This window comes from Shinella sp. SUS2, from assembly GCF_001262505.1.
In the GTDB taxonomy this organism is placed as follows: Bacteria; Pseudomonadota; Alphaproteobacteria; order Rhizobiales; family Rhizobiaceae; genus Shinella.
Genome location: NZ_KQ410724.1, coordinates 129532 through 143351, shown reverse-complemented (window position 1 = coordinate 143351; position 13820 = coordinate 129532). Strand labels below are relative to the sequence as shown.

Below are 13820 nucleotides of genomic sequence, written 5' to 3'. Positions count from 1 at the left end.
ACGGGGCCTCAAATGAACTACCGCCACATCTATCACGCCGGCAATTTCGCGGATGTGCTCAAACACGCCGTGCTCGCTCGCCTCGTCCTCTACATGCAGGGCAAGGACAAGGCGTTCCGCGTGCTCGACACCCATGCCGGCATCGGCCTCTACGATCTTTCGAGCGGGGAAGCGCAGAAGACAGGCGAATGGCGCGACGGCATCGGCCGGCTGCTCGACGGCGACCTGCCGGCGGCGGTTGCGGAAATTCTCGCGCCCTACCTGAAGGCTGTTCACGAGTTGAATCCGCAAGGCGGGCTAACCTATTATCCAGGCTCGCCAAAACTGGCGCGCCTGCTCTTCCGCCCGCAGGACCGGCTCTCCGCCATGGAACTGCATCCGGACGACTACGAGACGCTGCATCGCCTGTTCGACGGCGACTTCCAGAGCCGCATCACCCGGCTCGACGGCTGGCTGTCGCTCGGCGCGCACCTGCCGCCGAAGGAAAAGCGCGGCATCGTGCTGGTCGATCCGCCCTTCGAGATCGAGGGCGAGTACGAGCGGCTGGTCGACGGGCTGCAAAAGGCCGTGCGCCGCTTTCCCGGCGGGGTCTATTGCCTGTGGTATCCTCTGAAAAAGAACGCTCCCATCGCCGCCTTCCACAAGACGCTGAAGGAGACAGGCATCCCCAAGATGCTCTGCGCGGAGCTTTCGGTGAAGAGCGACCGCGAGACGACGGGACTGACGGGCTCCGGCCTCATCGTCGTCAATCCACCCTATACGCTGAAGCAGGAACTCGACGTTCTGCTGCCCTTCCTCAAGGAGCGGCTGGCGCAGGACCGCTTCGGCTCGGCCCGCGCCTTCTGGATCGCCGGGGAGACGAAGGCCTCTTGACCTTTGCCGTCCGGCGGCAACAATCGCGCGCCGAACCGGGAGACCTCAATGACGCCTTTGCCTGCCGCCGCCGAACGATGAGCCGCCCGCCTTCCTTCCCCCTCGCCCGCCCCCTGTGTCTGCTCCTCGCCGGGCTGGTCGCGCTTGCCGGCTGCAGCGAGGACAAGCCGGCCGAAAAGCAGAAGACCGAGGCGAGCCGCAAAGCGCCGGAAACGCGCGCGGCCGTGCCGCTCGGCACGGGCTTCGATTTCTACGTGCTGTCGCTCTCCTGGTCACCGACCTGGTGCGCGGACAACGATGCAGGCGGCCGAACGCAACAGTGCCGGCGCGGCGAGAACAACGGCTTCATCGTGCACGGGCTCTGGCCGCAGAACGACCGCGGCTACCCGGAATTCTGCCCGACGCGCCAGCCGGACCGCGTGCCGGAGAAGCTCGGCCGCACCGTGCTCGACATCATTCCCTCCATGGGGCTGGTCGGCCACCAGTGGCGCAAGCACGGCTCCTGCTCTGGCCTCAGCCAGAAGGACTATTTTGCCGTGACCCGCGCGGCCTTCGAGCGCATCGACATTCCCGCCGACCTCGCGCCACAGCGCGGCGTTGCCCGGCTTTCCCCCGATGCGGCGGAGGCCGCCTTCATCGCGGCCAATCCCGGGCTCGATCGCAAGGGCATCGCCGTGACCTGCGAAGACGGGCGGCTGGAGGAGATCCGCATCTGCATGACGACGGACCTTTCCTTCCGCACCTGCCCTGCCGTCGACCGCGCGGGCTGCCGCGCCAAATCCATCGAACAACCGCCCATTCGCTAGAACAGGATGCCGCTGATGAAGATCTTCTATTCGAGTGCCTCGCCCTATTCCACCAAGGTGCGCATGGCCGCGCATTTCGCAGGCCTTGCCGCGCAGTCGGTCTCAGCCGACACCAATGCCGACCCGGCGGAGCTGCTGGCTGCCAATCCCCTCGGGAAGATCCCGACGCTCGTGACCGACGAGGGCCTTGCTGTCTATGACAGCCGTGCGATCATGAACTACATCGACCGCCAGACGAAGGGTACGCTCTACCCCCGCAATGCGGCAAAACGCACGGAAGTGGATATACTGGAGGCGACGGCCGACGGTATCTGCGACAGCCTGCTCGCCATCGTCTACGAGCGCCGCTCGCGACCGGAAGAGAAGGTCCACCAGCCCTGGATCGACCGGCAGTGGCAGAAGGTGGAGCGTGCGCTCGACCATCTCGAAGAAAACATGCCGCGCCTCGGCAAGAAGCCAAATGCCGGCCATTTCGCGCTCGCCGCCATGCTGCGCTACATCGAGCTGCGCTTTGCCGGCAAATGGCAGCGTGGCCGGCCGAAGCTGAAGCGCTTCCTCTCCCGCTTCGAGGCGGTTTTCCCTGACTATGCGCAGTTCAAAGACTGACGGCTCGATTGCAAAGCCCCTCATCCGGCCTGCCGGCCACCTTCTCCCCGTAAACGGGGCGAAGGGGATATGCCGCGACGATTTCCCCAGGCAACAACAATTTGCGGGGCACATCCCCTCTCCCCGCTTGCGGGGAGAGGGTTAGGGTGAGGGGCAATCCCATCCCTCCAAAACAGAAAAGGCCGGGCTTTCGCCCGGCCTTTCCGTCTTGCTGGAGCCGTGAGGCTTAGAACTTCACGCCGAGACCGACGCGAACGCTGTGGTCTTCGAAGCCCGACTTGACCTTGTCGCCGCCGAGGTTGAAGCTCTTCTTCTGGTAGTCGCTGTAGCGGTACTCGATACGCGCCGTGACGTTGTTGGTCACGAAGGCTTCGGCACCGGCACCGGCGGTCCAGCCGACCATGTTGCGGTCGTCCTTGCCGTTGGCGTTCTTCATCTCGACGTTGGTACCGGCGATACCGGCCGTGCCGTAGACGAGGACCGGGTTCAGGTCGATACCGACGCGGCCGCGGATCGAGCCGTTGACGCCCTGCTTGCCCTTGAGGCCGTTGCGCTCGGCATCGACGCCCGAGTAGTTCAGGTCGGTTTCACCGCCGTAGACGAGCTGGCCGCTCTGCATGTTGTAGCCGCCGTAGACGCCGCCGCCGAGGCCGTTCGCCTTGGCGTCGCCCTGACGGTTGAAGTCACCGCGCTGCCAGCTTGCCGTACCACCGGCATAGGCGCCGGCCCAGTTGCCGCTGGCAACCGGCTCGGAATATTCGGCGGCCGGAGCCTGCGGAATTTCGTCGATGGCGTCAGCAGCGTGAGCAGCCTGGAAAGCGACCATGGAAACGGTCGAAGCGATGAGGGTGGCGATAAGTGTACGCATGATATTCTCCTTTACTAAACGACGCCCTCTCTGGGAGGCGATCGGGCATCGTCATTTCCAATTCAGTCCCGCCCGGTTGAGCGGAAATTGAATAAAGATTGAGGAATTGAAAGAGCCAAAATGTGAAATGATTGTGGCAACGGCGCGGCACAAATGGGATGTGACTTTTGCGCACCAGGGTATTTGTTAACCACGATTTCAGTAAGCGGAAAAATCAATAAAATATACTTCAAATTACTTTGAAGTCGCTTTTGCAGTTAATTTTTCTGCAACCAATTGTCAGGGGGAGTTTAAGCCTGCGCTGGGATGTCTATATCTTGGGCCGGTTAATCAAATGAATCGGCAGGATGGATTTTCGTGAACAAGCCCCTCAGGACAGCCCTCGTGACGGGCGGCGCGAAACGCATCGGCAAGGCCATCGTGGAAGACCTCATCGCGAACGGTTTCGCCGTCGCCATCCATGCCAACACATCTCTGGAAGACGCCGAGGCGATGGCCAGCGCCGTCAATGAGGCCGGCGGAAGGGCCGTCGCCGTGCAATGCGACCTCGCGGACGGGGCGGCGACCGGTCGACTGATCGGCACTGCGGCAGCGGCGCTCGGCCCCATCGACCTCCTTGTCAACAACGCCTCCCTCTTCAAGCCCGACACGGTCGAGGCGTTCGACGATCCCTTGTGGGACCGGCATTTCGCCGTGCATGTGAAGGCGCCGTCGATCCTTGCACGCGACTTCGTTTGCCAGCTTCCAGAGGGCACAGCGGGCTTGATCGTCAACATCATCGACCAGCGCGTCTGGAACCCGACGCCGCGCTACTATTCCTATACGCTTTCCAAATCGGCGCTGTGGATGGCGACCCGCACCATGGCGCAGAGTTTTGCGCCGCGCGTGCGCGTCAATGCCATCGGTCCCGGCCCGTCGCTGCCGAACGAGCGGCAGGACGATGCCGCCTTCCAGGCGCAGGTGGAGGGCCTGATCCTACGCCGGGGACCGGATCTTGGGGAATTTGGCCGCACAGTTCGCTTTTTGTTCGACACGCCATCCATTACCGGGCAAATGATAGCGCTCGACGGCGGACAGCATCTCGCCTGGGAAACACCCGATGTCGGGGGAATAACCGAATGAATGGCCGGAAGGTGGAGGATGGCGGCATCCTCTATGACGAGAACGAGACGGACGACGAGGACGAGCTGCAGGAATCCCCCGCGGCGACCGGCGCCGTCACGCCCGGCATCGCCACTCCCGGAATCGATTGGAACGAAGGCGGCGATACGCCCGAGGGCATCATCGGCGCCGAGCTGATCCAGCACTTCGTCAAGCGCCTGCCGAACAGCCCCGGCGTCTATCGCATGTTCAACACGGCCGGCGACGTGCTCTATGTCGGCAAGGCGCGCAGCCTGAAGAAGCGCGTGACGAACTATGCGCAGGGCCGCGGCCATTCCAACCGCATCTCCCAGATGATCCGCCAGACGACGAACATGGAGTTCGTCACCACGCGCACCGAAACCGAGGCGCTGCTGCTGGAAGCGAACCTCATCAAGCGCTTGCGCCCGCGCTTCAACGTGCTCCTGCGTGACGACAAGTCCTTCCCCTACATTCTCGTGACGGGCGATACGCGTGCGCCGGCAATCTTCAAACATCGCGGCGCGCGCAGCCGGAAGGGGGACTATTTCGGTCCCTTCGCCTCCGCCGGCGCGGTGGGGCGCACGATCAACTCGCTGCAACGCGCCTTCCTCCTGCGCACCTGCACGGACAGTGTCTTCGAGACGCGCACACGGCCCTGCCTGCTCTACCAGATCAAGCGCTGTTCCGGCCCCTGTACCCATGAGATCCGCGATGCCGACTATGCGGAGCTGGTGCAGGAGGCGAAGGACTTTCTTTCCGGCAAGAGCCAGAAGGTGAAGGCGCACATGGCCGAGGCCATGAATGCCGCTGCCGAAGACCTCGATTTCGAGCGCGCCGCCGTCTATCGCGACAGGTTGGCGGCGCTGAGCCACGTCCAGAGCCACCAGGGCATCAACCCGGCCGGCGTCGAGGAAGCCGATATCTTCGCCATCCACCACGAGGGCGGCGTCTCCTGCATCCAGGTGTTCTTCTTCCGCACCGGGCAGAACTGGGGCAACCGCGCCTATTTCCCGAAGGCCGACCCGCAGCTTTCAGGCGCCGAAGTGCTGAACGCGTTTCTCGCCCAGTTCTACGACGACAAACCCTGTCCCCGGCAGATTCTTCTCTCCGAATCCGTCGAGGAAATGGACCTGCTCAGCCAGGCTCTTTCCGAACGCTCGAACTACAAGGTCGCCATCTCCGTGCCGCAGCGCGGCGAGAAGAAGGACCTCGTCGACCATGTCGTCGCCAATGCCCGCGAGGCCCATGGCCGCAAGCTGGCGGAGACGGCCTCGCAGTCCCGCCTGCTCGATGGCTTCGCCGCAACGTTCAAGCTTTCCTCCGTACCGCGCCGCATCGAGATCTACGACAACTCGCACATCATGGGCACCAATGCCGTCGGCGGCATGGTGGTGGCGGGGCCGGAAGGCTTCGTGAAGGGGCAGTACCGCAAGTTCAACATCAAATCGACCGACATCACGCCCGGCGACGATTTCGGCATGATGAAGGAAGTGATGACCCGGCGCTTCTCCCGCCTCATCAAGGAAGAAGGACTGCCGGACCGCACCGCCGACCAGAGTGCGGACGCGGCGGACCTGCCCTTCCCCGCCTGGCCCGACGTCATCCTCATCGACGGCGGCCAAGGCCAGATGACGGCGGTGCGCGCCATCCTCGAAGACCTTGGCATCACCGACCAGGTCGTCGCCATCGGTGTCGCCAAGGGCGCCGACCGCGAGGCCGGGCGCGAACGCTTCTTCATGAAGGGCCTTGCCGACTTCTCCCTGCCGCCGCGCGATCCCGTGCTCTATTTCGTGCAGCGCCTGCGCGACGAGGCGCACCGCTTCGCCATCGGCTCGCACCGGGCACGGCGCAAGAAGGAAATGGTGAAGAACCCGCTCGACGAGATCGGCGGCATCGGCCCGACGCGCAAGCGTGCCCTGCTCCAGCATTTCGGCACCGCCAAGGCCGTTTCCCGCGCGGCGATGGCCGACCTCATGGCGGTCGCCGGCATTTCCGAAAGTGTCGCCCGCATCGTCTACAACCATTTCCACGACGACGCCGCGGGATAGCTGGCCCGCCCTGCCGGTGGGTGCTAGGGTGCCTCCACGGCATTCCTTCACCCGGAGCGACATCATGACCGCCTTCCGCCGGATCACGCCCTTCGGCCTCTGTCTTCTCGCGACAGCCGCCGCCGCGCAGACGCAGGTCGGCGATGCGCAGATGCTGGGTGTCAGCGGAACCTGCAGTGAACTCATCGTCGGCGACCTGGAATTCAGCAAGGCCTGTTCGCAAAAGCTGCTCAACGTCACCTATCCGGACGGCCGCGTCGGTTTCTATTTCGTTCTCGACGACAGCCGCATCATTACCTTCACCGGCATGGACGGCGACAATCCGACACCGGAGACGGACGTGGTCAAGCTCGACAAGGTGATCGTCAGCCGCACGGACACGCCGGACCAGCCGGACGTCTTTCCGGCGACGGGCACCTGCGGTTTCGGCAACCCGATGAAAGGACCGGCGACAATTGCCTGCGAGGGCACGCTGCCGGATGGCAAGCGCTTTTCCGCCGCCTTCACGACGGACGGAAAACCTCCGACGTGAACCCGCCAGAACCGGAGAATCCGCAGCGTTTTGCGACAATGGCTGCGACATTCGTCCACGCTCCGTAAAATCGCCAAGAATTGCCGGAAACAAAGGTTGACGGCGATGTCACAAAGACCTCATCTAGCCGCAAACCTGTCGAGACTGAAGAATCCATGGCTTCCCGCGCATACAGCATACCGAACCTCCTCACCTACGCCCGCATCGTGGCCGTGCCCCTGATCGTTCTCTGCTTCTTCGTCGAAGGGCGGCTGGAATCGTCGGACTTTGCGCGCTGGGCGGCCTTCTGGCTGTTCGTCGTCGCCTCGATCACCGACTATCTTGACGGCTACCTCGCCCGCATCTGGAACCAGACGTCGAACATCGGCCGCATGCTGGACCCGATCGCAGACAAGCTGCTGGTCGCCTCGGTGCTGCTGCTGATGGCCGCCGACGGCACCATCGCCGGCTGGACGATCTGGGCCGCGATCATCATCCTGTGCCGCGAGATCCTCGTCTCGGGCCTGCGCGAATATCTCGCCGACCTCAAGGTCAGCGTACCCGTCACGCGCATCGCCAAGTGGAAGACGGCGATCCAGATGTTCGCCATCGCCTTCCTTCTGGCAGGCCCCGCCGGCGACAAGATCCTGCCATACACGACGGAGATCGGCATCACCCTGCTCTGGGCCGCCGCCCTCATCACCATGTATACCGGCTACGACTATTTCCGCGTCGGCCTGAAGCACATCGTGGACGAGTGAGATGACGAAGCTCGTCTACTTCGCCTGGGTGCGCGAACGGATCGGCAAGGGCGAGGAAGAGATCGCCCTGCCCGCCTCCGTCAGGACCGGCGGCGACCTGCTCGCCTATCTGAAGACGCTCGGCGAGGACTATGCCCACGCGCTGGAGCATGAGACGGTTATCCGAATCGCGATCAACCAGGAGCATGTCGAGCATGACGAGCCCATTCTCGGCGCCCGCGAGATCGCCCTCTTCCCGCCGATGACGGGAGGCTGAGCGGTGGCCGGCGTCCCGGTCACCGTGCGCGTCCAGCCGGCGGATTTCGACGCCGCCGCGGAAGCTGCACGCATGACTGCCGGCCGGCGCGATACCGGTGCCATCGTCACCTTCACCGGCCTCTGTCGCGACGAGGGCGGCAGGCTGTCCGCCCTTGAGCTCGAACATTATCCCGGCATGGCCGAAGCCGAAATCGGCCGCATCTGCCGCGAGGCCGTCGAGCGCTTCGCCCTTCTCGGCATCACCGCCATCCACCGCGTCGGCAAGATCGCACCGGGCGAGAACATCGTGCTCGTCATCGCACTCGCCCCGCACCGGCATGCCGCCTTCGACGGCGCCTCCTTCGTCATGGACTATCTGAAGACCTCCGCCCCCTTCTGGAAGAAGGAGCACTTTGCCGACGGCCGCGAGGGCGGCTGGGTGGATGCCAAGGAAAGCGACGACCGGGCGCGGAACAAGTGGTCGTAACGTCCCTCACGGCGACGGCCGCTCGCGCCTGAAGATCACCAGCAGCAGCACCAGCGCGGAAAAGATCACCAGATCCCGCCACAGGAAATCGCCATAGGCGCTCCAGAGCGTTTCGGCGAGGCCCATGGCCGCACCGCCGAGGGCGGAGAGCAGCGGCGTGCCCGCCCCGCCGATGGCGGCGATGAACAGCACCTTCACCCCGAAGACGAGGCCGCCGCCGAAATCCATGTTGCCGTAATAGGAGACGGCAAGGATGCCGGTGAGGCTGGCGATCAGCGCCGCCAGCGCATAGGCCGAAAGGTAGACGCCCGCAGCATCGACGCCGCAGAGCTCCGCCGCCCGCCGATCCTGCGAAACCGCCCGCCAGCGCCGGCCCCAGGCGGACCGCGCGAGGAAGACGTGGCCGGCAAGAACGATAGCGGCCATGGCAAGGGTGTTGGCCATTTGCAGCACCGTCAGCGCGACGGGAAAGGCCGGATCACTCCACAGGACGACCGGCGTGTTGAGAAAGGGCGGCAGCCAGAGGCTGCGCGTGTCCGAGGCGAGCCGCGCCGTCTCCATCAGCACCAGAACGACGCCGAGCGCGGCGACCACCACCGTGTTGTCCGAGGAGAAGGCGAGCGGGCGCATGACATGGCGCCCGATGACGAGGCCTGCTCCGACGCCGTAAAGCAGCGCGACGACCGCACCGAAACCGAGCGCTGCCGGCAACACCAGCCAGAGCCGATCCCAGCCGTACCCGGAAAACAGGATGAACATCTGCGCGGCGAAGGCGAAGAGCGCGCCATAGCCGATATCCGCCCGGCGCGTTACGGCAAAGGCGATCGAATAGCCGAAGGCGAGCGCCGCATAGAGCGCGGCCACGGGCGCGGCATTGGCGATCTGCTGGAGGAAATAGGCCATGGCGGTTCCAGGTTTCCCGCATTGTCACGCACGCCGCCCGGAAGGGCGCTCCCCGTCCTCCTGGATCCATACGGAATTATAACTGGCAAAAGTACTTTTACCAGTTAGAATATCGCATGACCTTTTCCTGGACCCCGCATCGTTTCTCCGGCGGCGCACTCGCCCTCGATGTCGCCAATTCGGTCGTGCTGCGCGGTGATCCCGAGCGGCGGATCGACCGTTTCGCCGATCCTGTCGTCATGGACGCCTTCCCCGCCGGAGCAGGCCGGCACGGGGCGGAGCGCGCACTTTTCGGCTCGCTCGAACCGGTGCGCGAAGATGCACGCGCGGGACTTTTCGCGCTGCGCGAGGCGATCGACCGGCATTTTCGTGCCGAAGTGCTGGGCCAGGGAACGCCGGCGCTGCTTGCCGGTCTCCTGGAGGCCATCGCCGCCACGCTGCGTCGCTCGGGTACAAGGCCGCAGGCGCTCGATACCGCGACGGCGCGCTCGGCCCTGCTCCTGCTCGCGCAGCCCGAGTCGGAGCGCCTGAAAATCTGCCCGAACTGCCATTGGCTTTTCCTCGATCGCAGCCGCAACCGTTCGCGCGCCTGGTGCGACATGGCGGTCTGCGGCAACCGGGCAAAGGCCAGCCGCCACTATCACCGCAACCGCGAGGAGAAAGGGCCATGAGAGCGTCCTGGCTGATCCTGCTGCCGCTCCTGCTTTCGCTTGCCGCCTGCCAGCGCGAGACGGGACCGGATCCGCTCAAGCTGACGGGCAAGATGTTCGTCTTCAACTACCGCCTCGCCTACGCCACCTACATGGTGACGCTCGACCGGACAGAACCGGTACCGGAAGGCTCCATGGTCCGGGCCGAGTTCGAAAACCCGGCGGGCGGCGCGCCGCTGACGCTGGAGCGCAAGCTGTTTGCCAACCTCACCCGCGTCGCGCTGGAGAGTCCGGACATCTCCTGCGTGAAGAAGGGCGTTCCCTACAAGGTGACCATCCGGGTCGTCGGGCCAGACGGCGCGGTGCTGCAAAGCCTGGAAACCCAGGTTACGTCCAATGTCGACCAGAGCATCCTGCCGGCAAAGGCGCTGGTCGTCGGCCCCGGCTACGACAAGAACCCGGAGGTGTTCAAGGACGGCAAGGCGCCGGCGCATTTCGAAATGGCGACCTGCCCCACCGACTGACGAATATTCGTCAGGGTTCGTGCGTTCCCTCCAAAGCTGCTTCCCGGAGGATCGGACCGATGCGATTCCTGCCTGCCCTGGTTCTCGGCCTGTCCGTTTTCTCTCCTGCGGCCTATGCCGAGGAAGCCGCGACCTGTCCAGCAAAGCCCGTCATCCTTGCATTTTCTGATACGGTGCTGGCCGACCGGGAAAAACTGCCGCGATTGAAAGCGCGCGGTTTCGGGGCGGAAGCCGCCTATCTGAAAATCCGCTACGGCCGCCTTTCCATGGACGAGGCGACCAAGCTCGCCCACGGACTGCGCGATGCCGGCGTGCGCGAAGCCATCGATCTTGCAGGCGCCATCGATGGAGCGCGAGACGGGTTCGACGCGCTGGGCAACGCCGATCCGGTTCAACTGAACGGGCTGATCTCCACCGTGCGGGCAATCCTGGTGCATGGCGATGGCGACAAATTGCTGGCCGCCATCGCCAGCCTACCGCCGGAACGGCAGATCCCGATAAGCGGGCGGATCGTGCCCGCCATTGCAGACCGGCCCGACGAGGAGAAGGCCAAGCTCGCCGCATCGGCAGGCCGCCACAAGCTGTTCTTCCTTCAGGCGGGGCTCGTCGCGAGCCAGCGCGACCCGAATGCCTGGCCGGTCTTCGTTGCCGGCTTTCCCGAGGCAGCGATGCTCGCGGACCTGACGCGCATGTGGAGCTGGGCGCCGGCGCTGGTCGGCAACCCGGCCTTGCCGCGAATCCCGGTGCCTGATGCCGCAATGCAGGCGACGCAGAAAAGCCTGCATGCCATCTGGATTATGGCCGCGAAGGAGCCGGAGCGCGATTTCCTGATGACCTATCTGAACCAGACCGGCGATGTCGCCTCCGCGGAAAAGGCGGCGACGGCGGTTCTGGCCGAGATCACGGCCGGGCGGATCAAGCCGGAAGGCCTTCTGGATCCTGCATGGCTGCTGGCCTATCGGACCCTTCGCGCTGCCGTGCCCGATCCCGCCGTGGTCGATACGACGCTCGAAAGCATGCCTATCAATACGCGCCGCGTCGTTCCCCCGACCAGCAATGTCTCGATACGGGACCTCATCGACCGGATCGTGGCCATCGACGCGCTTGCTCCCTACCTCACCGGCAAGTCCGATGTCCTCCCGGAGGCGCCGACGGATGTCAGCCTGAAATTCCAGGCGGAATGGCCGTTGTGGGCGGAGCTTTCAAAATCCCTGACATCCGTACCGCTGACGCCGCTTGCAAAAGACCCTGTAAAGGCGCCGATCGTCGCAGAGCTGCTGTTTGCCGCCGGCGATCATGCCCGTCTTGCCGATTTCGTCCTTGCCGTCGAGCCAGCCGAAACGAAGCTTGCCATCGCCACCGATTTTGCAATGCGCCTCGATCGCGGCTGCCAGAGCTACATGCACCACCCGGCCGAAGCACTGCTCCTGGCCGGCCAGCCGCTCTTCAAGTTCGACCCGGCACAATAAAAACCGGGGCCTTTCGGCCCCGGTTTTCAAGTTCCGTCAAAGGTTTCCGGCCGGAGCCGGAGAAACCGATTCAGCCGACGATTTCGGTGTCGGAGAACCAGTACTTGATTTCCTGGGCAGCGGTTTCCGGAGCATCCGAACCGTGAACCGAGTTTTCGCCGATCGACAGGGCGTGCGTCTTGCGGATCGTGCCTTCGTCGGCATTGGCCGGGTTGGTGGCGCCCATGACTTCGCGGTTCTTCAGGATGGCGTTTTCGCCTTCCAGAACCTGGACGATCGTCGGGCCGGAGGTCATGCCTTCAACGAGCTCGCCGAAGAACGGACGCTCCTTGTGAACGGCGTAGAAGCCTTCGGCTTCGCGCTTGCTCATCCAGACGCGCTTGGAAGCAACGACGCGCAGGCCCGCGTCTTCGAGCATCTTGGTGATCGCGCCGGTCAGGTTGCGCTTCGTCGCGTCCGGCTTGATCATCGAAAAGGTGCGTTCAATCGCCATTTTCCCGTTTCCCTTGGTTTTCCGGTGAAAGTGGCCGGTTCCATAGCCGCCAACGACCGGCAAAACAAGAGGGGCGCCGCGATTGGCGCCGCCAGCGGCAAAGTTTCACGCCGCCGTCACACGGTGGCCGACGCCGCCATGCAGATCAAGGCAGCGGGCAAACCAGTCGGCAACGGGATCGCCCTCCTCCAGCACCTTCGTGCCCGCCGTCGTGCGTAGCCATTGCAGCGCGCCGAAGACGATATAATCAGGAAAGAGCGGGCCTTCGCCGCCGATGAAGGGCTGGATCTTTAGCATGTTGCGCAGCGGCTGCAGTTTTCGGGAAAAGCCCTCGACCTCCGCCTTGCCGGCCGCCGCGATCTCCTCAAGCGAGGCGCCGAGGCGTTCCTCGCGGCTGCGGCGGAAATAGGTCTGGTCGGCCGGCTCCAGGAGATTGTGGATGTCAAGGATGGCGATGCGGGTGACGGCCATGTGCAGGATCGATTGCGACCAGCTCTCGATGAAGCGGGCCATCGCCTTTCCGCCCTCCCCGCCGAACAGCGACGGACGGTCGGGATAGGCTTCGTCGAGATAGAGCGCGATGTCGAAACTGTCGCGCACCAGCCGGTCACCGTCGCGCAGGAGCGGCACCGTCGCCGTGCTGCCGCCCTCGATGGCCGGGATCTCGGTAAAGCCGACCGGCACCGTCTCATAGGCAAGGCCCTTGTGGGCGAGCGACATCACCGTCTTCCAGACATGGGGCGAAAACTGGCGGGTCCGGTCGGCACCGGAAAGCGCATAGAGCAGTCGGGTCATCAAAGCCTCTTCGTTCGGTTTCCCGCCATAGGACCGCAGGATGACGCCTTACGCAAATCACATAATTTCATGGGTGGCATTCACGCGGCCCATCCGCGCTTCGGTTATAGTTCGGTCAGATCATGGAGACTGCAATGCTCGACCACTACCGCATGTTCGCCGCCTACAATGCCTGGGCCAACCGTACGCTCTACACCGAAGTCGGCAAGCTCGACGACGACGCGTTTCGTCGGGATACCGGCACTTTCTTCGGCTCGCTGCACCGCACGCTGAACCATTTGCTCACGGCCGACCGCATCTGGATGAAACGCTTCACCGGCATAGGCGATGCCCCGACGCGCCTCGATACGATCCTCCACGAGGATTTTTCCGGCCTCTGGGCGGCGCGACAGGCGGAGGACGCCCGGCTGGTCGCCTATGCCGATTCGCTTTCGGAAGAGACGATCGCCGCCGATTTCACCTATAGCCCGCTCACCAATCCGACGGTCATCACCCATCCGCTTCGCCCCGCCCTCACCCACATGTTCAACCACCAGACCCACCACCGTGGCCAGTGCCACGGCATGCTGACAGCGGTCGGCGGGCCGAGCATTACGCTCGATCTCATCTACTTCGCGCGCACCGAAGGAAAGGAATTCCTATAAATTTTAGGGCGAGTGACCCTTCC

17 protein-coding genes are annotated in these 13820 nt (G+C 64.2%); 13 read left to right on the top strand and 4 right to left on the bottom strand.

Going from position 1 to position 13820, the window contains the following annotated elements:
- The first annotated feature begins 12 nt into the window (after positions 1 to 12).
- Genes AKG11_RS03270 through AKG11_RS03260 form a run of 3 tightly spaced genes read left to right on the top strand, consistent with a single transcriptional unit; the run spans position 13 to position 2285 of the window.
- Positions 13 to 873 (top strand): 23S rRNA (adenine(2030)-N(6))-methyltransferase RlmJ, encoded by an 861-nt coding sequence (locus AKG11_RS03270; RefSeq protein WP_050742918.1) that lies wholly within the window; start codon positions 13 to 15, stop codon positions 871 to 873.
- On the top strand, positions 870 to 1679 hold the full coding sequence (locus AKG11_RS03265) for a ribonuclease T2 family protein (RefSeq protein ID WP_371260036.1): 810 nt from the start codon (positions 870 to 872) through the stop codon (positions 1677 to 1679). The genes AKG11_RS03270 and AKG11_RS03265 overlap by 4 nt, the downstream gene beginning before the upstream one ends.
- Positions 1680 to 1691: 12 nt before the next feature.
- Complete coding sequence (locus tag AKG11_RS03260; protein WP_197283960.1) at positions 1692 to 2285, top strand: glutathione S-transferase; 594 nt, start codon at positions 1692 to 1694, stop codon at positions 2283 to 2285.
- A gap of 226 nt (positions 2286 to 2511) precedes the next feature.
- Here the strand turns inward: AKG11_RS03260 and AKG11_RS03255 are convergent, their stop codons facing one another.
- Positions 2512 to 3153: an outer membrane protein gene (locus tag AKG11_RS03255; protein ID WP_024271289.1), complete on the bottom strand. Its 642-nt coding sequence runs from the start codon at positions 3151 to 3153 to the stop codon at positions 2512 to 2514.
- 357 nt (positions 3154 to 3510) lie between these two features.
- On the opposite strand from AKG11_RS03255, the gene AKG11_RS03250 reads away from it, so the two are divergent.
- The 6 genes from AKG11_RS03250 (at position 3511) to AKG11_RS03225 (ending at position 8319) form a co-directional block, all read left to right on the top strand.
- Positions 3511 to 4275 carry an SDR family oxidoreductase gene (locus AKG11_RS03250; RefSeq protein WP_050742917.1) on the top strand — a complete coding sequence of 255 codons (765 nt, stop codon included), beginning with the start codon at positions 3511 to 3513 and terminating at the stop codon, positions 4273 to 4275.
- Positions 4272 to 6323, top strand: a complete 2052-nt coding sequence (gene uvrC, locus AKG11_RS03245) for an excinuclease ABC subunit UvrC (RefSeq protein ID WP_050742916.1) — start codon at positions 4272 to 4274, stop codon at positions 6321 to 6323. The genes AKG11_RS03250 and uvrC overlap by 4 nt, the downstream gene beginning before the upstream one ends.
- A 64-nt stretch (positions 6324 to 6387) precedes the next feature.
- The gene (locus AKG11_RS03240; RefSeq protein ID WP_050742915.1) at positions 6388 to 6855 is read left to right on the top strand and encodes a hypothetical protein; all 468 of its coding nucleotides are present in this window, start codon (positions 6388 to 6390) and stop codon (positions 6853 to 6855) included.
- 155 nt (positions 6856 to 7010) lie between these two features.
- A complete protein-coding gene (gene pgsA / locus AKG11_RS03235) occupies positions 7011 to 7595 on the top strand; it encodes a CDP-diacylglycerol--glycerol-3-phosphate 3-phosphatidyltransferase (RefSeq protein WP_023515486.1) in 585 nt (194 codons plus the stop codon).
- A gap of 1 nt (position 7596) precedes the next feature.
- Positions 7597 to 7851, top strand: a complete 255-nt coding sequence (gene moaD, locus AKG11_RS03230; protein ID WP_050742914.1) for a molybdopterin converting factor subunit 1 — start codon at positions 7597 to 7599, stop codon at positions 7849 to 7851.
- A 3-nt stretch (positions 7852 to 7854) separates the two neighbouring features.
- Entirely contained in the window at positions 7855 to 8319 is a 465-nt protein-coding gene (locus tag AKG11_RS03225) for a molybdenum cofactor biosynthesis protein MoaE (RefSeq protein WP_050742913.1), read from the top strand.
- A gap of 6 nt (positions 8320 to 8325) precedes the next feature.
- Here the strand turns inward: AKG11_RS03225 and AKG11_RS03220 are convergent, their stop codons facing one another.
- Positions 8326 to 9222, bottom strand: a complete 897-nt coding sequence (locus AKG11_RS03220; protein ID WP_050742912.1) for a branched-chain amino acid ABC transporter permease — start codon at positions 9220 to 9222, stop codon at positions 8326 to 8328.
- Between the two features lie 116 nt (positions 9223 to 9338).
- Between AKG11_RS03220 and AKG11_RS03215 the strand changes: the two genes are divergently transcribed.
- The 3 genes from AKG11_RS03215 to AKG11_RS03205 are packed head-to-tail and all read left to right on the top strand — an operon-like array spanning position 9339 to position 11865.
- Positions 9339 to 9893: a CGNR zinc finger domain-containing protein gene (locus AKG11_RS03215; protein WP_050742911.1), complete on the top strand. Its 555-nt coding sequence runs from the start codon at positions 9339 to 9341 to the stop codon at positions 9891 to 9893.
- Entirely contained in the window at positions 9890 to 10396 is a 507-nt protein-coding gene (locus AKG11_RS03210) for a hypothetical protein (RefSeq protein WP_050742910.1), read from the top strand. Before AKG11_RS03215 ends, AKG11_RS03210 begins: the two co-directional genes overlap by 4 nt.
- A 59-nt stretch (positions 10397 to 10455) precedes the next feature.
- Complete coding sequence (locus AKG11_RS03205; RefSeq protein WP_023515480.1) at positions 10456 to 11865, top strand: hypothetical protein; 1410 nt, start codon at positions 10456 to 10458, stop codon at positions 11863 to 11865.
- A gap of 70 nt (positions 11866 to 11935) precedes the next feature.
- Here AKG11_RS03205 and ndk read toward each other — a convergent pair whose 3' ends face one another.
- On the bottom strand, positions 11936 to 12358 hold the full coding sequence (gene ndk, locus AKG11_RS03200; RefSeq protein WP_050742909.1) for a nucleoside-diphosphate kinase: 423 nt from the start codon (positions 12356 to 12358) through the stop codon (positions 11936 to 11938).
- A 105-nt stretch (positions 12359 to 12463) separates the two neighbouring features.
- Positions 12464 to 13153, bottom strand: a complete 690-nt coding sequence (locus tag AKG11_RS03195) for a glutathione S-transferase family protein (RefSeq protein WP_023515478.1) — start codon at positions 13151 to 13153, stop codon at positions 12464 to 12466.
- A gap of 134 nt (positions 13154 to 13287) precedes the next feature.
- Between AKG11_RS03195 and AKG11_RS03190 the strand changes: the two genes are divergently transcribed.
- Positions 13288 to 13797, top strand: a complete 510-nt coding sequence (locus AKG11_RS03190; RefSeq protein WP_023515477.1) for a DinB family protein — start codon at positions 13288 to 13290, stop codon at positions 13795 to 13797.
- Positions 13798 to 13820: the final 23 nt, after the last annotated feature.